Origin of the sequence: Embleya sp. NPDC020886 (genome assembly GCF_044333915.1) — a bacterium.
Lineage (GTDB): Bacteria > Actinomycetota > Actinomycetes > Streptomycetales > Streptomycetaceae > Embleya.
Map to the genome: position 1 here is coordinate 297857 of NZ_JBIRRX010000005.1, position 22263 is coordinate 320119.

Genomic DNA, 22263 nt, shown 5'->3' on the forward strand with positions numbered 1-22263 from the left:
ATCCGCTGATCCCCGCGGACCGGGCTGCTCCGCCGCCGGACGCTCGCCGGCGATCCTCGTGATCGCCGGTCGGCCGTCCGCCCGCCGTTTCACGACTCCTGCCTCGATTCGCCGCGTCCCGCGCCGGCGCGTTTTCTGACGCGTCCTTTTCTTCCGCGTCGCCCGCGTCGTCCGCGTCACTCGCGTCGCTTGCGACGCTTCGTGTGCGCGCGAATCGACGGTTATTCCTGCCCGAAATCACGCGCGCCGCCGCGTGAATTCGCCATGCCCGGAGATTCACATGCGCTTTTCGGTATTCGCCGCCTCCTCCCCTCCTCGAAGACTGCGCCGCACCGCCGGCACCGGCGCCGCCATGGCGGCCCTCGCGCTGCTGGCCGGCGCCTGCAACGGCGCCGGCGACACGGCGGCGAACTCGGCCGAGGTCGGCCCGCCGCGGTCCGGCGGCACGCTCACCTTCGCGCTGGCCGCCGACCCCACGTGCCTGGATCCGCAGCAGTTCGGCGCGAACGCGAGCCTGAACGTGGGCCGCCAGATCGTCGACTCGCTGACCGACCAGGACGGCAGGACCGGCGAGATAAAGCCGTGGCTGGCCACCTCGTGGGAGGTGGACCCGCAGGCCACCCGGTTCACCTTCCACCTGCGCCCGGGCGTCACCTTCGCCGACGGCGCGCCGCTGGACGGCGCGGCGGTCAAGGCCAACCTGGACGGGGTGGTCGCGCTGGGTGCCAAGGCCACCATCGCGGGCAGCTACCTCACCGGATACCGGGGCACCACCGTGCTCGACCCGACCACCGTGCGGGTGGAATTCGCCGCGCCCAGCGCCCAGTTCCTCCAGGCCACCTCGACCATGTCGCTGGGGCTGCTCTCCCCCGCCACCTTGACCAAGACCGCCGAGCAGCGCTGCCAGGGCGATCTGGTCGGCTCCGGACCGTTCACGCTGCGCTCCTACAAGCCGAACCAGAGCGTGGAGTTGGCCAAGCGGGCCGGCTACGCGTGGGGATCCTCGTTGTTCGCCCATCCGGGCGAGGCGTATCTGGACAGGTTGCTGTTCAAGATCGTGCCCGAGTCCGGCGTGCGCGCGGGCAGCCTGGAGTCCGCTCAGGTGGACGCGATCAGCGACGTGCAGCCGCAGGACGAGGGGCGGTTCGCCTCCGGGTACACGGTGCTGACCCGACCCAATCCGGGCGTCGTGTTCAACCTCCAGGCCAACGTGTCCCGACCGATCCTGGCCGAGGAAGCGGTCCGGCAGGCGATCCAGAAGGCGGTGAACCGGCCGGAGTTGGCGCAGACCGTACTCACCCCCAAGTACCGGCCGGCGACTTCGCCGCTGGCGTCGGTCACGCCCGGCTGGGTCGACCTGTCGGCGCAATTGGGCCACGACCCGGAGGGCGCCAAGCGGCTGTTGGACGAGGCCGGTTGGAAGGTCGGTTCGGACGGTGTGCGGGTCAAGGACGGGCGCCGGCTCAGCGTGGATGTGATCTTCGCGCCGCTGTTCAACGCCAGTCAGTCGGTCCTGGAGCTGGTCCAGCAGGAACTGCGCAAGGTGGGCGTGGATCTGCGGTTGCGCAAGCTCGCCCCCGGTGAACAGAACCAGGTGCAGGCCGCGGGCGACTACGACTTCGCGTACTACAACGTCACGCGTTCGGATCCGGACATCCTGCGCACGCTGTTCAGCACGAAGACGGTCAACCGGCTCAAGATCGCCTCCGGCGAGCTGGACACCGTGCTGGACGACCAGGCGCAGAGCCTGGATCCGGCGCAGCGCAACGCCAAGGTCGCCCAGGCGCAGCGGATCGTGGCCGAACGGGCTTATGTGATCCCCCTGTTCGAGTTGTCCCAGGTGCACGGGCTCGGTCCCCGGGTGCACGGGCTGGGCTTCGAGGCGTCCTCGCGCCTGCAGTTCCACGACACCTGGGTGAGCAGCTGATGCGCGGCTATCTGGTGCGTCGGTCGTTGCAGGCGGTGGTGGTGTTGTGGGCCGCGTTCACCGTGTCGTTCGTCGTGTTGTATCTGCTGCCGGGTGATTCGTTGTCGATCAAGCTGGGTGGTTTGGAGGGCACCGCCACCCAGGAGCAGATCGACGCGGTGCGCGGTGCGCACGGGCTCGACGATCCGGTCCATGTGCAGTACGTGCGTGCGCTGGGCGACGCGCTGACGGGTGACTTGGGCACGTCGGCGCAGACCGGGGCGCCGGTGGCGCGCACGATCGTGGACGCGCTGCCGCAGACGCTGGCGTTGACGGGTGTGGCGATGCTGCTGGCGGTGTTCGGGGGTGCCGGGGTGGCGTTGGCCGCGACGTTCACCCGGCTGCGGGCGCTGCGTCAGGTGTTGTTGTCGTTGCCCGCGATCGGGATCTCGATGCCCGGCTTTTGGGTGGGGTTGTTGCTGGTGCAGGTGGTGTCCTTTCAGTGGGGGCTGCTGCCGGCGATGGGTAACGAGGGCTGGGAGAGTCTGGTGTTGCCGGCGTTGACGTTGGCGTTGCCGGCCGGGGCGATGATCGCGCAGGTGTTGGCGAAGAGCATGACCACCGCGTTGGCCGAGCCGTATGTGGAGACCGCGCGGGCCAAGGGCGCGGGGCGGGTGCGGATCCATCTGCGGCACGCGTTGCGCAACGCGTCGTTGCCGGCGCTCACGCTGGCGGCGGTGGTGTCGGGGAATGTGCTGGTGGAGTCGGTGGTGGTGGAGACGGTGTTCTCCCGGGCCGGGATCGGCCGGTTGACGGCCGCCGCCGTGGACACCCAGGACGTGGCGGTGGTGCAGGGCGTGGTGTTGCTGGCGGCGCTGGTGTTCGTGGTGGTCGCGCTGGCGGTGGACCTGCTGTATCCGGTGCTGGATCCGCGGGTGGGAAGGACGGTGTGACGATGGCCGCCGGTTTTGCGACGGAGGTGTTGCCCGCCGCGCGTGGGCATCTGCGGTTCGTGTTGCGCCGGCCCGGGTTGTTGTTGTCGCTGGTGGTGTTCGCGTTGGTGTTGCTCGCGGCGTTGTTCCCGGGCTTGTTCACCGACGGCGATCCGCTGGTGGGCACGCCGCGGGACAAGTTGCAGGGGCCGAGCGCGGAGCACCTGTTCGGCACGGATCAGCTCGGGCGTGATCTGTTCACCCGGGTGGTGCACGCGAGTTCGTTGTCGTTGCGGGCGACGTTCGTCGCGGTGGCGGTGGCGCTCGTGGTGGGCGGGGGGCTCGGGTTGGCGTCCGGGTTCTTCGGGGGGTGGCTGGACGACGTGTTGATGCGTGTGGTCGACGTGTTGCAGGCGATTCCGCGTCTGTTGTTGTCGTTGGCGCTGGTCGGGGCGTTGGGGTTCGGCACCACCAAGGTGGCGATCGCGGTGGGGGTGGCCAGTGTCGCGGGCTTTGCCCGGGTGATGCGGGCGGAGGTGTTGCGGGTGCGTTCGTCGGTGTATGTGGAGGCGGCGCGGGCGAGCGGGGTGCGGTCGGGCGGGATCTTGGCCCGGCATGTGTTGCCGAACGCGTCCGGGCCGGTGTTGGTGATGGCGGCGTTGGAGTTCGGCATCGCGATCCTGTCGGTGTCGGCGCTGAGCTTCCTGGGTTTCGGGGCGCCGCCGCCGACGCCGGAGTGGGGTGTGCTGGTGGCGGATGGGCGCAACTTCGTGGCCACGGCGTGGTGGTTGACCACATTTCCCGGCCTGGTGATCGCGGCGACGGTGTTGTCCGCGAACCGAATCTCGCGGGCCTTGGACGGAGAGCGGGGGCAGGATCGATGAGTGAGACGTTGCGGGGACTCGCCGGGGGCTCGCCGGGGGGTGGGTCCGAGGTCGGGGCCGGGGCGGGCCCGGATCGGGCGGAGGGCCCGCTGTCGGTGGTGGCGGACGGGGACGGTCCGCTGTTGGAGATCCGGGGGTTGCGGGTGTCCTATCGGACCTCGAACGGCCCGGTGGACGCGGTGACCTCGGCGGACCTGACCGTGGGCGCGGGTGAAGTGGTCGCCGTGGTGGGCGAGTCGGGCTCCGGCAAGAGCACCACGGCGCATGCGATCGTGGGCCTGTTGCCGTCCGGTGGCCGGGTGGGCGCGGGGCGGGTGTTGTTCGAGGGGCGTGATCTGCTGACGCTGCGCGAGCGCGAGCTGCGTGCGGTGCGCGGGCGGTCGATCGGGTTCATCCCGCAGGATCCGATGGTCTCGCTCAATCCGGTCCGGCGGATCGGCGATCAGGTCGCCGAGGCGCTGATCGTGCACGGTCTGGCGAGCGGCAAGGCGGCGGCCGAGCGGGCGGTGGCCGCGCTCGGCGAGGCGGGTCTGTCCGAACCCGCGGTTCGGGCACGGCAGTTCCCGCACGAGTTGTCCGGCGGCATGCGGCAGCGGGTGCTGATCGCGATCGCGCTGGCCTGCCGGCCCCGGCTGGTGATCGCCGACGAACCCACCAGCGCGCTCGATGTCACCGTGCAGCGGCAGATCCTGGACCACGTCGACGAGCTCACCCACGCGCACGGCACCGCGATGTTGCTGATCACCCACGATCTGGGTGTGGCCGCCGACCGTGCCCGGCGGGTGGTGGTGATGTCCGGGGGCACGGTGGTCGAGCAGGGGCCGGCAGCGCGCATCCTGACCGATCCCGAGCACCCGTACACCCGGCGGTTGATCGCCGCCGCGCCGAGCCTGACCAGCCGTCGGGCGCGTCCGCGTCCGGTGCGCGAACCGGTGCCGCGGGCCGAGCCGTTGCTCACCGTGACCGGGCTGGTCAAGGAGTTCGCGCTGCCCAGGACCAAGGAGGGTGCGCGCACGCTGCGCGCGGTGGACGACGTGTCGTTCACGGTGCGCCGCGGCGAGACGTTCGCGCTGGTCGGCGAGTCGGGTTCGGGGAAGTCGACCACGGTGCGGATGATCCTGGGGCTGGAGGCGCCCACCGCGGGCCGGATCCTGATCGAGGGACGCGATGCGACCCGGCCCGGGCGCGCCGAGTTGCGCGCGTTGCGCCGACGCATGCAGTTGGTCTACCAGAATCCGTACGCCTCGCTGGATCCGCGCTTCACGGTGTCCGAGATCGTCGAGGAGCCGCTGCGCGCGTACCGGGTCGGCAGCCGGGCGCAGCAGCGGGCCCGTGCGGCGGCGTTGGTCGACCAGGTGGCTTTGCCGGAGGGCGTGTTGCGGCGCAAGCCGGCCGAGTTGTCCGGGGGGCAGCGGCAACGGGTGGCGATCGCGCGGGCGTTGGCGCTGGAGCCGGATCTGTTGGTGTGCGACGAGCCGGTGTCGGCGCTGGACGTCTCGGTCCAGGCCCAGATCCTGGAGCTGCTGGGCGGGCTGCAGGACGAGTTGGGGGTCGGGTACCTGTTCATTTCGCATGATCTGGCGGTGGTGCGCCAGATCGCCGATCGGGTGGGGGTGTTGCGGGCCGGTCGGCTGGTCGAGAAGGGCAGTTGCGAGCAGGTGCTCTCGGCGCCCACGCATCCGTACACGCGCGAGTTGATCGCGGCCATTCCCGGGCGCCGGCGCCCGCAACCGTTGGGAGCGGTGTCATGAGGTTCGCGGTGTTCACCTTGGGCGCCAACGCCCCGCACGCGCTCACCGGGCAGCGGGCGCCGGCGCACGAGCAGTTGGCGGAGTTGGTCGAGACGGCGGCGCTGGCCGAGGAGTTGGGCTTCGACGCGTTCGGGGTGGGCGAGCGGCACGGTGAGCCGTTCCTGTCCTCGGCGCCGCCGGTGATTCTCGCGGCGGTCGCGCAGCGCACCTCGCGGATTCGGCTGTTGACCACGTTGACCGTGATCAGCGTGCTGGATCCGGTCCGGGTCGCCGAGGACTACGCGACGCTGGACCAGTTGTCCCGGGGCCGGCTGGATCTGATGGTCGGCAAGGGCAACGATCCGCGGCATTTCCCGCTGTTCGGGCTCGCCGAGGACGACCAGTGGCTGTTGCAGGAGGAGAAGTTCGAGTTGCTGCGCCGATTGTGGAGCGAGGAGCGGGTCACCTGGTCCGGTCGCTTTCGCAGTCCGTTGCACGAAGTGACCACCTATCCGCGGCCGTTCCCGCGTGCGGACGGGCGGGCGCCGGTGATCTGGCACGGCAGCGCGACCAGTCGGGCGTCGACCGAGTTGGCGGCGAAGTGGGGCGATCCGTTGTTCACCGCGAACGGCTTTCATCCGATGGCCAAGTACGCCGACCTGATCGACCACTATCGCGAGCGTTGGGTGGCGTACGGGCGCGATCCGGCGGACGCGGTGGTGGGGTCGGGGGCGGGCGGCTGCTATGTGGCGCCCACGTCGCAGGAGGCGTTGGCACGGTATCGGCCGTACTACGACGCGTTCGCCGGGTCGGCTGCGGCGCAGCACAACCGTTCGCCGTTCACGTCGTTGGAGGACAACATCGCCAACGGCCCGGCTTTGGTGGGTAGTCCGGCGCAGATCGTGGACAAGATCGGGCGCTATCACGCGGCCTACGGACATCAGGTGCAGGCGATCGGCACGGAGGGGCTGGATCGGGTGGAACGGCGGGCGGTCCTGGAGTTGTTCGCGGACCAGGTGGCGCCGGCGCTGCGGGCGGCGCTGCCTTCGCGGGTCTGGGAGCAGGCCGCCTGAAGTCGCGGTCGGGCGGGGCGGTGCCGGTCGGTGAGGGCCGCCCGGTTGGTGGGTGTGGGGGCACGGGACGGTTGGGGCGGGGCGGCCGTGGGGGGCGGCGCTCGGGTGGTGGAGATCGGCGCGAGCCCCTTGCGGGGACGTGTGCGGAGCGCGAATAATCCGAGCCATGGACGGCTGCGTGTGTCACGCGGGCCCCCGCCCGGGATTGCCGAGGGCGCGGGTCCTGATTGCCGTCCACCTCCTGATTCGCCGACACATCGACTTCCTGCGCGTGTGCAGTGCGAGTTGTCGCTCGGTCTGAGTTCCACGCCACCGGTCCGTCCGCATCCGGTTCGGACCACGCCGTGCCGTGCCGCCTCGACCGTTGCCACACTCATGACCTGCGCGAGGGAGACCCGTATGTCCACGACACCCCCGAAGGCCGCCGGACCGATCGACTTCCGTACCCACGGGCGCTACCGCGTCCGCCACTCGGGTTCGCCGCTGCCGGGCCTGGAGACCATCCGCCCGCCGATGCAGCGCTTCCGCAGCCGGATCGGCGCCGGTTTCCGCGCCGAGGCCAATCGCTATCACCTCTACCTGTGCCTGGCCTGCCCGCGTTCGTTGCGCGTGGCCATCACGCGTGACCTGGCGGGCCTGGGCGAGGTGGTGGGCACCTCGCTGGTGGATCCGGTCCGGGACGGGCGCGGCTGGGCGTTTCGGGACGGGGACGGCCACGGGCTGGACCCCAACGGCGGGTTCGCGTTCCTGCGCGAGGCGTACGAGGCGACCGAGTACCACTACGACGGGCCGGTGACCGTACCGGTGTTGTGGGATCGGTGGAGCGGACGCATCGTCAGCAACCACGCGCCGCATATTCTGCGCGACCTGGCCACCGGTTTCGGCGGCGGCGGCGCGTTGTATCCGGCCGAGCGGCGCGAGGAACTGTGCGCGTTGCACACCCTGTTCGAGGAGGACGTCACCGATGCCGCGCAGCGGGCCGGCCGGGCGTCGGCGGGCCCGCGTCGGGCCGAGGCGATGAGCACCGTGCTGGCGACCCTGGCGGTGGCCGAACGGCGGCTGGCGGCGCGCCCGTTCCTGCTGGGTGACACGCTCACCGCGGCGGACGTGCACCTGTGGACCACGCTCGTGCACCTGGACGTGGTGCACAAGCGGCATCTGGACGCCCAGGACGTGCACCGGCTCGCCGCGCACCCGCATCTGTGGGCGTATGCGCGGCGGTTGCACCTGATCCCGGCGTTCCGTCACAACCTGCGGCTGGACCACATCGCCCGAAACCACCGGAGCCACTGTCGTGGTCCGGCGGCTTCGGGTGTGTCGATCGCGCTCAACGACTGGAGTTGATCCGGGCGGCGCGGCGGGCGGTGCGGGTCGGGGCGGGTTCGCCCGCCCCGGGCTCGGAGGCTTCGGGTTCGGAGGCTTCGGGCTCGCTTGCTCCGGGCTCGGAGGTTTCGGTTTCGGGTTCGGGTTCTTCGGGCTCGGGGGCTTCGGGCTCGGGTGTCCAGGGCTCGGGTGCTCACACCGCCACGTCGGTGCGGTGTGCGCCGGCCGGGCGTGGCGCGGGCAGGTGCAGGTGTTCGCGCAGGGTGGTGCCCTGGTATTCGGCGCGGAAGACGCCGCGTTCCTGGAGGATCGGCACCACTTGGTCGACGAATTCGTCCAGACCGGCGGGGGTCAGGTGCGGTACCAGGATGAAGCCGTCGCCGGCGCCGTCGCGTACGTGTACCTCCATGCGGTCCGCGACGTGTTCGGCGGTGCCGATGAAGGTCTGTCGGGCGGCCACCTCGATCACCACCTCGCGCAGGCTCAACCCGCCCTTGGCCGCCGCGAGTTCGCGCCAGGCGCGGGCCAGCTCGAACGGGTCGCCGCCGGTGCGGACCCGACCTCGGGCGATCGAGGTGCCGTCGGTGACCGGGTCGAAGTCCGGGAGCGGGCCGTCCGGATCCAGGTCGGACAGGTCTCGGCCCCACACCTGTTCGACGAACTGGATGGCGTTTTGCGGGCTGACCTGTTGCCGACGGATCCACGCGGCCTTGTCCTGGGCCTCCTCGGCGGTGGCGCCGATCACCGCCGTCACCGCGGGCAGGATCTTCAGCTCGTCGGGGCTGCGCCCGTGTCGGGCCGCGCGGCCCTTCATGTCCGCGTAGAAGGCCCGGCCCGCCTCGTACTCGCCGTGCCGGGAGAAGATCACGTCCGCGTGTGCGGCGCCGAACTCGCGACCGTCCTCGGAGTCGCCGGCCTGGATCAGCACCGGCCGGTCCTGCGGGCTGCGCGGCACGGTGAAGCGGCCCTCGATGGCGAAGTGCCGACCGCGGTAGTCGAATCGGCCCGCTCCGGGAGCCGCGAACACGCCGCCCTCGGCGTCGGCCACGTGTGCGTCCGGGGCCCAACTGTCCCACAGCGTGCGGGCGGCCTCGACGAACTCGATGGCCCGTTCGTAGCGTTCCTCGCGGGGCAGGAAGCCGCCGCGACGGAAGTTCTCCCCGGTCCAGGCGTCCGGCGAGGTGACCACGTTCCAGGCGGCGCGGCCGGCGCTGAGTTGGTCGAGCGAGGCGATCTTGCGGGCGAGTTCGTACGGCTCGTTGTAGGTGGCGGTCGCGGTGGCGGCCAGGCCGATCCGGTCGGTGATCGCGGCCAGTGCGGCCAACACGGTGAGTGCGTCCGGACGGCCGGCCACGTCCAACTCGAAGATTCTGCCCTGGTGTTCGCGCAGGCGCTGGCCCTCGGCCAGGAAGAAGAAATCGAATTTGCCGCGTTCGGCGGTGCGCGCGAGGTGCTCGAACGAGTCGAAGTCGATCTGGCTGCCGGAGCGCGGATCGCTCCACACGGTGGTGCTGTTGACGCCGGGGAAGTGCGCGGCGAGGTGGATGCGGGTGCGGTGTCGGGGGGCGCGGGACTGCGGGGCGCGGGGGGTGGGAGTGGGGTGGGGGCTGCTGGGGTGGGGCATCGGTGACCTCTCCTCAGGTCCGGGCGTAGCGGTTGGCGGGCAGCGGGAGGCCGAGGTGTCCGCGCAGGGTGTCGGCGGTGTAGGCCGGCCGGATCAGGCCGCGTTCGCGCAGGATCGGCGCCAGGTCCTCGACGATGCGGTCCAGGTCGTACGGCAGCACGCCCGGGACCAGCGTGAAGCCGTCGACCGCGCCGCCGACGTACCAGCCGGCGAGGCGGTCCGCGAGGGCCTGGGGGGTGCCGGTGAAGCAGAGTCCGCCGGGGACGGGGACGTCCGAGCGGGCATCGAGGAGGGCGCGTTCGCGGCGGGCGTCCGCGTCGGTGGCGGCCAGGTGGACGGTGATCTCGGCGAGCACCCGCAGTTCGCCGGGGTCGCGGTCGTTGCCCTCGGCGATCGCGTGGGCGCGTTCGCGCAGTCGGCGGGCCTCGTCGGGGCCGGACGCGTCGACGAAGAGCACGTCGGCGAAGCGGGCGGCGATCTCCAGCGTGTCGGGGCCCTCCACGGTGATCCCGATCACCGGCCGGCCCTGGGGCGGGCGCGGTGTGATGGAGGGGCCGCGGACGTCGAAGTAGGTGCCCTCGAAGTCGACGTAGTGCAGTTTGTCGCGATCCAGGAACCGGCTCGTGGCCACGTCGCGGATGATCGCGTCGTCCTCCCAGCTGTCCCACAGGCGGCCGACGACGTCGACGAACTCGGCTTGTTCGTCCGTGAGTTCGCCGGCCGGGGCGACCGGTTTGCGGCCGAAGTGGCGGGCCTCGGCGGCGGTCCGGGAGGGCAGCGGCCACCAGCCGGCGCGGCCTCGGCTGACGTGGTCCAGAGTGGCGACCGAGGTGGATACGTGGAACGGCTCGGTGTGGGTGGTGGTCGCGGCCGGGATCAGACCGATGGAGGCGGTCGCCGGGGCCAGCCGCGCGGCCACCGACACCGCGTCGAGTCGGCCCGGGATGCGGGCGGAGGGTGGGCCGAGCGAGTCGTCGAGTCGGATGAAGTCGAGCAGGCCGCGTTCGGCGGTGTGGGCCAGCTCGACCCAATAGCGCGGATCGAACAGTTCGGCGGGGCGGGCGTGCGGCGAGCGCCACGCGGCGGGGTGACGGCCCGCGCCGTCGAGCGCGACACCGAGGTGGAGATGGCCGGTGGTCATGCGAACTCCCTTGTCGTACGGGTGGGTCGGGCCCCGGCCCGGGCGGCGGGTGGGGGCGCCGACCGGTGCGGGTCAGGCGACGGCGGCGGGGCGGCGCAGCCGGGCGGAGAACGCGTCGGCGAGTTCCTCCAGGGGTGCGACGCCTTCGGGTTCGATGCGGCCTTGGGCGGCCGGGGTGCCGCCTTGGGCCGGGGAGCTGCCGTGGGTCTCGGTTGCGGCCTCGACGGAGACGAACCGCTCGTGGACGAACCAACCTTGGGCGACGTGGTCGGCGCCGAGTGAGGTCAACACCGGCCGCAGGGCGTAGTCCAGCGCCAGGACGTGTGCGGGAGTGCCGCCGGTGAGCACCGGCAGGATCTCCTTGCCGCGCAGCGCGAACTGCGGGAGCACGTCCAGGAAGGTCTTGAGCACGCCGCTGTAGGCGGCCTTGTAGACCGGGCTGGCGATCACGAGCGCGTCGGCGTCGGCGACCCGGGCCAGCGCGGCGCGCAGGTCGGGGTCGGTGAAGTCGGCGTGCAGGAGGGCCCGGGCGGGCAGGTCGCGCACGGCGAGGGTGGACACGTCGTGTCCGTCGGCGGCCAACCGGGCGGCGACGTGGCGGGCGACGACGCCGGTGCGCGAGGTCGCGGAGGGGCTGCCCCATACGGTCAGGACGGTTGCCATGGGATACCTCGGTTCGGGGTGGTGCCGGTCGTGTCGGCGTCGGTTCGGGGTGGCGCCGGTGGTGCCGGCGTCGGTTCGGGGTGGTCGAGGAGCGAAATCGGAATGATTGAGGGGTGAGTCAGGGGTTGTTCAGGGGTGGTGTCGTCGGCGGCGACGTGCTAGCGCCGGTGGGTTCGGGGTGGTGGGTAGGGGTTGCCGCAGGTGGCCGGCTGTGCCGATGGGCCGGCGGCGGGGAGACCGCTCCCACTGGCTTCGCGGTCGGCTGCGCCGGGCGTTTTGGTGGGATGCGGGGCGCGCCGGCCGGGCCGCGACGAGGTTCCGGGGGCCGCGTGGCGGGGCGTGGCGATGGGGCCGATTGTGGGAGCGCCGACGGCGCGGCGGGGCCGCGCGCTTGGGTCAGCTACAACAGGCGGCGCTGGTGACGCGACCGAGGTCGATGTGGAGGCGGGCGGACAGCAGCCAACCGGCGGCGGACATGGCCGCCCCGTTGCTGCGTCGCGCGTACTGCGCCACCGGGATCCCCTCGCTGGGCCATGGCGGAGCGCCACGGCACGATGTTCCGGAACTTAACCCGCCGGGCGGTACTCGGTCAATTGCTCGAAGACGACCGCGACGGTTCGATATGGGGCATTCGTATGGTATTGCTCGGACACTTCGTTGGCGGTGAGGCATGCCACGCCGCGTCGTCTCCCGAGCGGGACGGCCGGGTTCGATTGGCGTCGTTGACCGTGTTGCGGGTCTACGACTACGTGTTCCAGAGCCCTGGGATCCGTGCTTCCCCCCGGGGTCGGACGGGTGTCGGGAGGCCGGGTGGCAAGCGCCGCGTGGCCATTCGACATTGACAACTCGTCAGGCGGCTCCGTAGCGTCGACGTCGTGAGCCCCGACCTCTTCCTCGTGTCGTGCCGCCCCATCGACCTGTGTCGTGTGGCCGGCGGGCTGTGTCGTACCCGCGGCTGATCTCGCCGCCGCGCCCCTCGGTCCCATGCACCGGGGAATCCTGAGCTTCCGCTCGGATCGCGCATCCGGCCTTGTGGCGTAAGGCCCTTCCCACTTGCCGAACCACGCCTCGGCGTACCCGTATTCGTATCCGTGACGGTTTTCGTATGCGTATCGGGACGTCGGGTGCGGTTCGCGTTCTTCGCCATACCCCCACGAGGGGAGAGCCATGCCCGACCATCCGTCCGGCCGCCTCCGCCCCGTCGCCGTCTGCATCGTCGGCGCGGGACCCGGTGGCGCGTCCGTCCTCGAACGCCTGTTGGCCAATGTGCCCGAGTTGCTCGGTGACCGTCCGCTGCACGTGCACGTCGTCGATCCCTACCCGCCGGGTGCGGGTCGGGTCTGGCGGCGGGCCCAGTCACCGCTGTTGTGGGCGAATTCGCTGGCCGCCGACATCACGCTGTTCACCGACGAGGTGTCCACGATCAAGGGACCGATCCGACCGGGACCCTCGCTGGCCGAGTGGGCCCGAGCCCGCGCCGGCGAGTTGCGCGAGGGTCGAGGCACCGATGAACTGAGGCCGTTTGCTGTGGAGTTGGCCGCGTGTGGGCCGACGTCGTTTCCGTCCCGACCGTTGCTCAGCACCTATCTGGCCTGGTTCTTCCGAACCGCGGTCGAGGGGGCGCCGGCCAACGTGCGGGTGATCGTGCATCAGACGACGGTCGTGGACATCACCGACGGTCCGCGCCGACAGCGGGTGCAGTTGGCCGGGCGGCGGCCTGCGCTCCAGGTGGATGCGGTGATCCTGGCCCAGGGGCATCTGGACGCCGAACCCACGCCGACGGAACGCGAGCAGATCAGGTTCGCCCGCCGGCACGGGCTCGCGTACATTCCGACCGGGTACACCGCCGACCTGGACCTGGACGCGCTGCGTCCGGGCGAGCCGGTACTGGTGCGTGGCATCGGGTTGGCGTTCGTGGACCTGATGGTGCGGTTGAGCCATGGTCGCGGTGGCACGTTCGAGCGGGACGCGGCGGGGGTGCTGCGCTACCGGGCTTCGGGGCGGGAGCCGCTGCTGCTGGCGGCCTCGCGCCGCGGGGTGCCGTACCGGTCCAAGACCGGTTACGAGTGGGTGGGTGAACGGCCGCCGCTGCCCAGGTACTTCACCGTGGAGACGGCGCGTGCCGCGGCCCGGGCGGGCGCGGATGTGTGGCCGTTGATCGGCAAGGAGTTGGCCGGTGCGCACTATCACCGGCTGTTCACCGCGCACCGCGAGCGCACCACGATGGAATGGGCCGAGTTCGACGCGCGGTTCGCGGCGGCGGCCGACCCGAGCGAGTTGATCGCGCGGGCGGTGCCGGATCCGGCCGACCGGTTCGACCGGGCGTTGTTGGATCGGCCGGTGCAGGGGCGACCGTTCGCCGACGAGGACACGCTCCAGGAGTGGATGCACGCGCACATCGAGGCCGACCTGACCCGTCGGCACGATCCCGCGTACAGCCAGGATCTGGCCGTCATACACGCGCTGTTGAGCGTGTACGGGGTGGTGTTGCGGCTACAGGACGCGGGTGAGCCGGTGCCCGATCCGGCTCGGCTGCTCGGCTTTTTCAGCTATCTGGCCAGCGGGCCGCCGGGGCCGCGTCTGGAGGAGTTGTTGGCATTGGCCCGGGCCGGGGTGATCCGTTTTCTCGGCGAGGACGTCGAGATATCCGGTGACGAGGACGCGGGCGACTGGCTGGCGAGCAGTGCGAGCCTGCCGGACGTTCGGGTGCGGGCCCGGGCACTGGTGGAGGCCCGGTTGCCGGATCCGTCGCTGGAGCGCACCCGGGACGCGCTGTTGCGCCGGCTGGCCGCGCGCGGCGAGGCGTGCCCGGACGCGACGGGCCGGCTGAACACGCGGGCGGGCGACCGGCGGGTGGTCGACGTGCACGGGGACGCGCACCCGGGCCGGTTCGCGGTCGGCTACGGCGTCGCGGGGGGTGCCGGGAGCGCGGGGTTCTCCCGGCCTCGGTTCGACGCCCCGGCGTTTCGGGTCAACGACGCGTTGGTCCGGGGTGTGTTGGATCATCTGCGGGGCATCGGACCCGCCGCCGATCGGGCTCTCGATCGGCTGGAACTTGTGACAGGAGCCACCCAGTGACCACTCAACTCGGCTACGCGAGCCCCGTCGACGTCGACACGTACGGTCCGTACGCGGTCACCGACCCGCAGTATCCGTTCACCGGCCTCATCGGCGACGCCGAATTCCCCGAGGAGGTCGGGCGATATCACCTGTATCTGTCGCACGGCTGCCCGTGGGCGCACATCGCCGCGATCGTGCGACATGCGCGCGGTCTCACCGAGATCGTCGGCGCGTCGTATGTGGACGAGGAACGCGACGGTCGGGGTTGGGCGTTCCGGGAGCGGTTCGGTCCGGATCCGGTGAACGGGTTCGCTCTGCTGCGGGAGGCGTACGAGGCGACGGCGCCCGGGTACGCGGGGCACATCTCGGTACCGACCCTGTGGGACGGGTCCGGCGATCGCATCGTGTCGAACGCGTTCGACGCCATCCCGAACAACCTGGCCACGAGCTTTGCCGAACTGGTCGGCGAACACGCGCCGGACCTGTATCCGGAGGACCTGCGCGAGGCGATCGACATCACCGACACGGACTTCGCGACCGCCGCACGCAAGGGTGGTCTGTGGACGTCGGAGGAGGGCGAGACGATCAACACGCTGGAGCGCTCGGACGCGCATCTGGCGGACAAGCGCTACCTGTTCGGGGATCGGCTGACCATCTCGGACATCCGGTTCTGGGTGAAGTTGCTGCGCTTCCCGGGCACCTACCGGGCGGCGATCGTCCAGGACGGTCGCACCCTGGTGGACTACCCCAACCTGTGGGCGTACGCGCGAGACCTTTACAGCCGGCCGGAGTTCCGCGAGACCACCGACCTCGCGGTACAGGAGGAGATCCGACTGCGTCGGTTCCCCGAGTCGCCGGCGCTGCCTACCGCCGAGCAGTGGGCGGCGCCGCAGAATCGGGCGGCGCTGGGCTGATCGCCGGCTCGCCGATCCGACGCGGGGTCGGGTCGGCGTCGGTCCTGCGGGATGCGCGCCGCACGTGGGGACGCGGGTGTGCGCGCCGGGGATCCCGGGGTGCGGGACCGAATGGGGGGTGCGCCGCCGGGCGAGGGGGCCTGCGGCGCATCCCCGAGTACCGGGCGATCCGGTGCGGAGGCCCACCGGATCGCCCGGTCGGTGGGGCGTGGGTGGTCGGGGCGGATGAATCGACCGGGTTGGTGGCCCGGCCGGGTGGAGTGGCCGAGAGGACAGGCCGCGGCCTGCAAAGCCGTGCACGCGGGTTCGAATCCCGTCTCCACCTCGTAGGGCGAAGGGCCGCGCGAACCGCGGCCGGACGGACCGGGATTCCCGGCGCCGACGGCCGACGGAACGCGCGGTGGTCGGATGCGATGGAGTGGCCGAGAGGCAAGGCAGCGGTCCGCAAAACCGTGCACGCGGGTTCGAATCCCGCCTCCATCTCGAAGGGTGAAGGGCCGCCCGAACCGCGGCCGGACGGACCGGGATTCCCGGCGCCGACGGCCGACGGAACGCGCGGTGGTCGGATGCGATGGAGTGGCCGAGAGGCAAGGCAGCGGTCCGCAAAACCGTGCACGCGGGTTCGAATCCCGCCTCCATCTCCGAGTTGGTGTGGTTCGGGGTGTGGGTGCGGGCGCTTCGGCGCGGGCACCGGGTGGCCCCGGGGTGAGTGACAAAGTCGGCCGGGGGACGACAACGGTCGACGCGGAAGCGACAAGGGTGGACCCGGGGCGGGTCCGCTGCCGGATGCGACGCGTGGGTGGGGAAAAAGATTCGGGCCCCGGGGGAACCTTGGCCCCTTTCGGGCCGCCCAAAGGATGGACGGCGTTCACCCGCAGTCCCGAGAATGTCCCGGACCTGTCCCTTTCGCTTTTCGGAGGCCCTGGGTGACATTCCGTCAGCAATCGTCTCGACGACGATCCGTGCCGAGTACGCGGCGGCGGCGGATCGGTGTCGTGGCCACGACCGTGGCCGGCGCCCTCGCCGGTGGCGCGCTCGTCATCGCGCCCGCTCCCGCCGTCGCGGCACCCGCCGTGGACGTGTTGCTCGCCGAGGTGTACGGCGGCGGTGGCAACAGCGGCGCGAGCCTGACCAACGACTTCATCGAGTTGGCGAACAAGGGTTCGGCCGCCGTCGCGGTCGACGGCTGGAGCGTGCAGTACCTTCCGGCCGCGCCCAAGCCGACCTCGGCCTGGCAGGTCACCGCGCTGACCGGCGCGGTGGCGCCCGGCGGCCGGTACCTGATCGGCGAGGCCAAGGGCGCCGGCGGCACCCTGGCCCTGCCCACCCCGGACGCGCAGGGTGCGATCAACATGTCGGGCACCGGCGGCACCGTCGCGCTGGTGCGCGGCAACACGGCGCTCACGTGCCTGACGGCGGCCGACTGCCTGGCCGACGGCCGGGTCGTGGACGTCGCAGGCTACGGCGACGCGGTGGTGCGCGAGGGCACCCCGGCGACCGGCGCGTCGAACTCGGCCTCGGTGGCCCGGACTTCGGCGCTCGTGGACACCGACGACAACGCCGCGGACTTCGTCGCGGGCGCACCGACGCCGCTCAACGCGCGTGGCCAGGGTCCGAGCGACCCGGGTCCGGGCACGCCCGAGCCGACCAACGCGCGCATTCACGAAATCCAGGGCACCACCCGGGTATCGCCGAAGAACGGCACTCGGGTGACCAGTGTTCCGGGCGTGGTGACCGGTGTTCGCGGCTTCGGCAGCGCACGCGGCTTCTGGTTCCAGGACGGCTCGCCGGACGATGATCCCCGCACGTCCGAAGGGCTGTTCGTGTTCACCGGCACGGTCACCCCGAAGGTCGCGGTCGGCGACGCGGTCAAGGTGACCGGCAAGGTCGAGGAGTTCTATCCGGGTGGCGCGAACGCCGGCGGCCAGTCGCTGACCCAGGTCACCGACGCCACGTGGGTGATCGACGCTTCCGGTCAGGCGCTGCCCGCACCGGTGTTGCTCGACGCGGCGACCCTGCCGGACGCGTACGCGCCCACCGGGACGCCGTCGATCGAGGCGCTCGCGCTGGAGCCGACGAAGTACGCGCTGGACCGATTCGAGTCGCTCGAAGGCCAGTTGACGCGCGTAGGCGAATCGCGTGTGGTCGGCCCGAGCACCTCGTTCGGCGAACTGTGGGTCACCCTGGAGCCGACGCAGAACCCGACGGCACAGGGCGGCACGCTGTACGGCGGGTACGACGCGCAGAACAGCGGCCGGCTCAAGGTCGCGTCGCTGATCCCGTTCTCCCAGGAGCCGTTCCCGCAAGCCGACGTCGACGACACGCTCACCGGTGAGACCACCGGCCCGCTCACCTACGACCAGTTCGGCGGGTATTCGCTGGCCGCGACCACGCTGGGCAACGTGGTCAAGGGCACGCTGACGCCGGAGACGACGCGGGACCAGAAGAACAGCGAACTCGCGGTCGCCACATACAACGTGGAGAACCTCTCCCCCAAGGACACCCAGGCCAAGTTCGACCGGCTGGCGAAGGGCATCGTCACCGCCTTGTCCACGCCGGACGTGGTGGCCCTGGAAGAGATCCAGGACAACAGCGGACCGACCAACGACGGTGTGGTCGCGGCCGATCAGACGCTGGACAAGCTGGTCGCGGCGATCAAGGCGGCGGGCGGCCCGGCCTATTCGTGGCGCTCGATCGAGCCCGTCGACGGCAAGGACGGCGGCCAGCCGGGCGGCAACATCCGCAACGCGTTCCTCTTCGACGCTACGCGCGTCGAGTTCGTGGATCGTCCCGGCGGCGGTTCCACGAGCGCGGTGGGTGTGCGCAAGGACTGGCTGGGGCGTACTCAACTGACCCAGTCCCCGGGTCGGGTCTCCCCCGCGGACCCGGCGTGGGAGAGCAGCCGCAAGCCGCTCGCGGCGGAGTTCCGCTTCCGCGGCAAGACGGTGTTCGTGATCGCGAACCACTTCGCCTCCAAGGGCGGCGACCAGGCGCTGGACAGTCGATTCCAGCCGCCGACGCGCAGTTCGGAGGTCCAGCGCGTGGCGCAGGCACAGGTGCTGCGCCAGTTCGTGGACGAGTTGCTCGCGTCCGACCCGAGGGCGAACCTGGTGGTGCTCGGCGACCTGAACGACTTCGCGTTCTCGCCGACGCTCAAAACCCTCACCGACGGCGGCGCGCTGCGCACCATGGTCGACACGCTGCCGGCGAACGAGCGTTGGGGGTACGTGTTCAACGGCAACAGCCAGATGCTCGACCACATTTTGACCAGCCCGCGGATCAGCCGCTTCGAGTACGACATCGTGCACGTGAACGCGGCGTTCGCGGACCAGGCCAGTGATCACGATCCGCAGGTGTTGCGGGTGCACCCGAGCACGGGCAACGACTTCCTGGATCTGCTGGAGCGGCTGTGGGAGGAGCTGTTCGAGCGGTCCTGAGGTGGATCGACGGGGGCGGGCCCGGGGGGACGGGCCCGACCTCGGTCTCGACTCGGCCGCATCTTGCGCCCGGCGCCGGATTCGGTGCCGGGCGCGGGTCCGGCGCCGGGCGCGGGTCCGGCGCCGGGCGCGGGTCCGGTATGCCAACTACTCAATGGTGGAAGGTGGTTCGGTTCGGGACAGGGCTCGGGCGGCGGCCTCGGCGAGGGCGCAGGCGTCTGCGACGCAGTCGTAGTCGACGTGTTCGGGCAGGTCGGTGTGCAGGTGGTAGTGCGGGATCAGCTTCTGGTCGTCGACCGAGACCAGGGTCGCGGTGGGGTAGCCGTGCCGGTTGGGCACCACGCCGTCGGTGGAACTGCGTGAGCGTAGTCCGGTCAGCACCGCGATGTCGTTGCGGGTGACGCACTCGGAGAGCAGGTTGTTGAACGGGACGTCGTAGGGCTCCATGCGCAACGGGCCCTCGGCCTCCAGCAGGACCAGGTTGCCCGAGCCCACCGTGTCCACGTTGAGGAACCACGTGCGGTCGCGGTCGAGTTGCGGGAAGTGGCGGCGGGCGAAGCCTCGAATGCCCTCCTGGAGCGCTTCCTCGGCGCCGGCCGAGACGAGCAACACCCTTACGTCGTCGATGGGTTCGTCGCGCAGCGTGGCGGCGAGCGCGACCAGCACGGCCACCCCGGACAGGTTGTCGTTGGCGCCCGGGACCGCGCGGCTGCGGCCGATCTGGGTGAACGCGGCCGTACTCACCGCGGCCAGGGCGATCCCGGCACGGCGCACGCCGTCCGCGCCGGTGGCCGCGCCCAGCGCGATCAGGGCGGGGCCGGCGACCACCGGCCACCACAGCGGCGGGTTCTCGCTCGCCCGGTCCACCAGGTGCGGGTAGCGGGTGGCCAACCAGCGTGCGGCCCGCTCGTCGAACACCGCCCCCGTGGGCGCCGCGTCGTGATGCGCCGTCACCACGAGGGTGCGCGCGGCGTCCGGGTCGCCGACCGAGGCGACCACGTTGTACGCGCTGCGCCGTCGGCCGCCGAGGGCGCGGCGGGCGTATTGGCGGCGATAGGAGATGTCGTCGGCGACGCCGAGACCGGCGGCGGCGGCAATCAGCGTCGCCGCGACCCGCGAACGCCCGGCGAGCAGACCGGCCACCGTGGCGATCGCGGTGAGCGTGCCGATCGGGCGGGCGTAGGAGGCGTATGCGGGCTCCTCCTCGACCACTGCGTCCCGGGCCCCGAGTTCACGCAACATCGCCGCGATCTGCTGCGCGGCCGCGCGTTCGCCGGGCGAGGTGGGCAGCCGCTCGATCTTGGCCAACGGCTCTATCACGGCTCGGAGTTCGGCCTCGGAGGGCCGACGGGAACGCTTTTTGGGGCGGGTTGGGCGTTGCGGGTCGATTGGGCGCTGCGGGCCGGTTGGGCGTTGGGCGTCGCGCTGTTGTCGGGCGTCGCTTTCCGGGTGTGGGTCGGGCTTCTGGTTCGTGCCGCTGCCCCGGTGTGGGTCAGGCTTTTGGTGTGCGTCGCTGCCCTGTTGTGGGTCGGGGTCCTGGTGCGCGTCGGTGCCCTGTTGTGGGTCAGGCTCTTGATGCGCGTCGCTGTCCTGTTGTGGTTCGTGCTCCCGTTCTGCGTCGCTTCCCCCGTGGCTCGTCATTCCGCCACGATGCCACGCCCACCCGCGCCCTGTCCGCCCGTCGAGGACCGGCCGAGCGCCGGACACGAGCCGGACGCGAGCCGGCCGAGGAGCACCCGAGGCCGGCCCGGCACTAGCGGCGGCCGGGTGCGTCCACCACCCCCGGCAGCTCCGGGGTCCCGTCGGGCAGGGTGACCGGCGTGGCGTTCTTGCGCGTGGCCAGTACGGCTCCGCCCAGGATCAGCACGAACGACGCCCCGATCGCGAGCGTGAACTTCTCGTCCAGGATCAACACGCCGGCCGCCACCGCGACCGCCGGGTTGACGTACGTGATCACCGTGGCCCGGGCCGCACCCACCTCGCGCACCAGCTCGAAGAAGATCACCATCGCGATCGCCGTGCACACCAGGGCCAGCACGCCCATCGCCCCGAGCGCCTTGCCGCCCGGCACGTGCGCGGGCCACTGCACGGCCGCGAGCGGTATGTACACCAGCGCGGTGAAGCCCAGGCACACCACCGTCATCGGCAGGCTCGGCACGTCCTTGAGCCGCCGCTCGGCAACCAGCGCCGCACCGGCGTAACACAGCGCGGTCGCGAGCACCTCGACCGCCGCCCACGGATCCCCGCCGCCGAGCGTCGGCCCGGCCAGCACCGCGACCCCACCGAACCCGATCGCCAGCCCGACCCAGCGCACCGCCCCCATGCGCTCGGTACCACCGGTCAGATACACGAGCACCGCCCCGAAGATCGGCACCGATGCGATCAACAGCCCCGTCGTCGAACTGGACAACCGCCGCTCGGCGTCCGAGAGCATCCACCAGGGCCCGACGAACTCGGTCACCGCGAAGACGAGGAGCGGCCACTTGTACGGGGTAAGACCGCGCAGCCCCGCGCCCCGCAGCGCGAACGGCAACAGCAGCAGCGCCCCGAGCCCGGTACGCACGAACACCAGCACGCCGGGCGACACCTCGTCCACCGCGACCTTGATCAGCAGGTACGGGATCCCCCAGATCACACACATGCACGCGAACAACAACGCTCCACGACGACTCACGGCCCCGTGTCCCCTCAATCTCTGGTGCTCGATCGAAGAGGATGATCAACCACGCGGGGCCGATCGGTCTAGAACGTTGTTGCGCGGCGGCGTGCTGCCGTTGTCGCGCAGCACGCTGGTGCGGTAGCCGGCGGGGGTCACCCCCAGCACCCGGCGAAACCACCGCCCCAGGTGCGCCTGGTCCGCGAAACCGACGGCGAGCGCCGCCTCGGCCGGCGTCCTGCCCGCGGCGAGCAGCACCTTGGCGCGGGCGACCCGGTGCTGGGCAAGCCAGGCGTACGGGGGCAGGCCGACCTCGTCGCGGAACGCGCGCAGTGTCTGGTAGCGGGAGAGTCCGATCCCGGCCGACAACTCGCTCAGCGACGGCGGGCGCACCAGCTGATCGGCGAGCCGCTCGCGCACCGCACGGGCGACCCGGGCGGCGTCCGGCGAGCCGTGCCGATCGGCCGGGTTCCGTATCGCGTACCGCCCGACGAGCGCCCGCAGCGCCTCCACCACGCGGGACTCGCCCTCGAACGCGTCGCCGCCGGCGGTCAGGTGCACGTGAACGGCGACCATCTCGGCGGCCAGCCCCGGGTCGGCCACGAGCAGCGACGGGAAGTGCGGTGCGGGGCCGGGCAGATCCTCGCCGACCAGGGCCGCCGAGGGGTAGAAGACCCGGTAGGCGTACCCCTCGGGGATGCCGGGCCCGCCGGTGTGCGTCTCGCCGGGCTCGGCGACCACGATGGTGCCGGGCCCGGATCGGTGCACCGCGCCGCGGTAGCCGATCTGCTCCACGCCTTCGATACACACCCCGATCGCGTACTCCTCGTGCGCGTGGGGTGCGTACCGGTGCCGCCGAAATCGCGCGGTCATCAGGTCGAGCGGAGTGTCCTCGACCCCGTATACGCGCGTCCACACCG

15 protein-coding genes and 3 tRNA genes are annotated in these 22263 nt (G+C 71.5%); 12 read left to right on the top strand and 6 right to left on the bottom strand.

Features of this window, described 5'->3' with window-relative positions; translation table 11 throughout:
- Positions 1-352 precede the first annotated feature (352 nt).
- The 6 genes from ACH4U8_RS20505 to ACH4U8_RS20530 all read left to right on the top strand — a co-directional run bounded on the left by ACH4U8_RS20505 (position 353) and on the right by ACH4U8_RS20530 (position 7869).
- Positions 353-1927, top strand: coding sequence for an ABC transporter substrate-binding protein (locus tag ACH4U8_RS20505; RefSeq protein ID WP_395779536.1), 1575 nt, complete (start codon positions 353-355; stop codon positions 1925-1927).
- Positions 1927-2859 (top strand): ABC transporter permease, encoded by a 933-nt coding sequence (locus ACH4U8_RS20510; protein WP_360306409.1) that lies wholly within the window; start codon positions 1927-1929, stop codon positions 2857-2859. Before ACH4U8_RS20505 ends, ACH4U8_RS20510 begins: the two co-directional genes overlap by 1 nt.
- A 2-nt stretch (positions 2860-2861) precedes the next feature.
- Positions 2862-3722, top strand: a complete 861-nt coding sequence (locus ACH4U8_RS20515) for an ABC transporter permease (RefSeq protein ID WP_360306412.1) — start codon at positions 2862-2864, stop codon at positions 3720-3722.
- On the top strand, positions 3719-5473 hold the full coding sequence (locus tag ACH4U8_RS20520; protein ID WP_395779157.1) for a dipeptide ABC transporter ATP-binding protein: 1755 nt from the start codon (positions 3719-3721) through the stop codon (positions 5471-5473). Before ACH4U8_RS20515 ends, ACH4U8_RS20520 begins: the two co-directional genes overlap by 4 nt.
- The gene (locus ACH4U8_RS20525; RefSeq protein ID WP_395779159.1) at positions 5470-6525 is read left to right on the top strand and encodes an LLM class flavin-dependent oxidoreductase; all 1056 of its coding nucleotides are present in this window, start codon (positions 5470-5472) and stop codon (positions 6523-6525) included. Before ACH4U8_RS20520 ends, ACH4U8_RS20525 begins: the two co-directional genes overlap by 4 nt.
- A gap of 399 nt (positions 6526-6924) precedes the next feature.
- Complete coding sequence (locus ACH4U8_RS20530; RefSeq protein ID WP_379987673.1) at positions 6925-7869, top strand: glutathione S-transferase C-terminal domain-containing protein; 945 nt, start codon at positions 6925-6927, stop codon at positions 7867-7869.
- Positions 7870-8041: 172 nt separating this feature from the next.
- Here the strand turns inward: ACH4U8_RS20530 and ACH4U8_RS20535 are convergent, their stop codons facing one another.
- From ACH4U8_RS20535 to ssuE, 3 genes are all read right to left on the bottom strand, one after another.
- Positions 8042-9472 (bottom strand): NtaA/DmoA family FMN-dependent monooxygenase, encoded by a 1431-nt coding sequence (locus ACH4U8_RS20535; protein WP_395779161.1) that lies wholly within the window; start codon positions 9470-9472, stop codon positions 8042-8044.
- A gap of 13 nt (positions 9473-9485) precedes the next feature.
- Positions 9486-10613, bottom strand: a complete 1128-nt coding sequence (locus ACH4U8_RS20540) for an LLM class flavin-dependent oxidoreductase (RefSeq protein WP_395779163.1) — start codon at positions 10611-10613, stop codon at positions 9486-9488.
- A 72-nt stretch (positions 10614-10685) separates the two neighbouring features.
- Positions 10686-11276, bottom strand: a complete 591-nt coding sequence (gene ssuE, locus ACH4U8_RS20545) for an NADPH-dependent FMN reductase (protein WP_360306431.1) — start codon at positions 11274-11276, stop codon at positions 10686-10688.
- Positions 11277-12443: 1167 nt separating this feature from the next.
- On the opposite strand from ssuE, the gene ACH4U8_RS20550 reads away from it, so the two are divergent.
- The 6 genes from ACH4U8_RS20550 (at position 12444) to ACH4U8_RS20575 (ending at position 18687) form a co-directional block, all read left to right on the top strand.
- Positions 12444-14354: an FAD/NAD(P)-binding protein gene (locus tag ACH4U8_RS20550; protein WP_395779165.1), complete on the top strand. Its 1911-nt coding sequence runs from the start codon at positions 12444-12446 to the stop codon at positions 14352-14354.
- On the top strand, positions 14351-15250 hold the full coding sequence (locus tag ACH4U8_RS20555; protein WP_379987682.1) for a glutathione S-transferase C-terminal domain-containing protein: 900 nt from the start codon (positions 14351-14353) through the stop codon (positions 15248-15250). The genes ACH4U8_RS20550 and ACH4U8_RS20555 overlap by 4 nt, the downstream gene beginning before the upstream one ends.
- A gap of 254 nt (positions 15251-15504) precedes the next feature.
- Positions 15505-15575: transfer RNA gene (locus ACH4U8_RS20560), tRNA-Cys, on the top strand.
- Between the two features lie 87 nt (positions 15576-15662).
- Positions 15663-15733, top strand: a tRNA-Cys gene (locus ACH4U8_RS20565).
- Positions 15734-15820: 87 nt separating this feature from the next.
- Positions 15821-15891 (top strand) — tRNA-Cys (locus ACH4U8_RS20570).
- Between the two features lie 354 nt (positions 15892-16245).
- Positions 16246-18687, top strand: coding sequence for an endonuclease/exonuclease/phosphatase family protein (locus tag ACH4U8_RS20575; protein WP_395779167.1), 2442 nt, complete (start codon positions 16246-16248; stop codon positions 18685-18687).
- Positions 18688-18834: 147 nt separating this feature from the next.
- Here ACH4U8_RS20575 and ACH4U8_RS20580 read toward each other — a convergent pair whose 3' ends face one another.
- The 3 genes from ACH4U8_RS20580 to ACH4U8_RS20590 form a co-directional block, all read right to left on the bottom strand.
- Positions 18835-20007 carry a M28 family peptidase gene (locus tag ACH4U8_RS20580; RefSeq protein WP_395779169.1) on the bottom strand — a complete coding sequence of 391 codons (1173 nt, stop codon included), beginning with the start codon at positions 20005-20007 and terminating at the stop codon, positions 18835-18837.
- A 433-nt stretch (positions 20008-20440) separates the two neighbouring features.
- Positions 20441-21361 carry a DMT family transporter gene (locus tag ACH4U8_RS20585; protein WP_379987685.1) on the bottom strand — a complete coding sequence of 307 codons (921 nt, stop codon included), beginning with the start codon at positions 21359-21361 and terminating at the stop codon, positions 20441-20443.
- A 45-nt stretch (positions 21362-21406) separates the two neighbouring features.
- On the bottom strand, positions 21407-22261 hold the full coding sequence (locus ACH4U8_RS20590; RefSeq protein WP_360324999.1) for an AraC family transcriptional regulator: 855 nt from the start codon (positions 22259-22261) through the stop codon (positions 21407-21409).
- Between the last annotated feature and the right edge of the window lie 2 nt (positions 22262-22263).

Excerpts from the sequence above, each read along its gene's own strand:
- ACH4U8_RS20505 (WP_395779536.1), top strand. The coding sequence starts at position 353 with ATGGCGGCCCTCGCGCTGCTGGCCGGCGCCTGCAACGGCGCCGGCGAC.
- ACH4U8_RS20510 (WP_360306409.1), top strand. The coding sequence starts at position 1,927 with ATGCGCGGCTATCTGGTGCGTCGGTCGTTGCAGGCGGTGGTGGTGTTG.
- ACH4U8_RS20515 (WP_360306412.1), top strand. The coding sequence starts at position 2,862 with ATGGCCGCCGGTTTTGCGACGGAGGTGTTGCCCGCCGCGCGTGGGCAT.
- ACH4U8_RS20520 (WP_395779157.1), top strand. The coding sequence starts at position 3,719 with ATGAGTGAGACGTTGCGGGGACTCGCCGGGGGCTCGCCGGGGGGTGGG.
- ACH4U8_RS20525 (WP_395779159.1), top strand. The coding sequence starts at position 5,470 with ATGAGGTTCGCGGTGTTCACCTTGGGCGCCAACGCCCCGCACGCGCTC.
- ACH4U8_RS20530 (WP_379987673.1), top strand. The coding sequence starts at position 6,925 with ATGTCCACGACACCCCCGAAGGCCGCCGGACCGATCGACTTCCGTACC.
- ACH4U8_RS20535 (WP_395779161.1), bottom strand. The coding sequence starts at position 9,472 with ATGCCCCACCCCAGCAGCCCCCACCCCACTCCCACCCCCCGCGCCCCG.
- ACH4U8_RS20540 (WP_395779163.1), bottom strand. The coding sequence starts at position 10,613 with ATGACCACCGGCCATCTCCACCTCGGTGTCGCGCTCGACGGCGCGGGC.
- ssuE (WP_360306431.1), bottom strand. The coding sequence starts at position 11,276 with ATGGCAACCGTCCTGACCGTATGGGGCAGCCCCTCCGCGACCTCGCGC.
- ACH4U8_RS20550 (WP_395779165.1), top strand. The coding sequence starts at position 12,444 with ATGCCCGACCATCCGTCCGGCCGCCTCCGCCCCGTCGCCGTCTGCATC.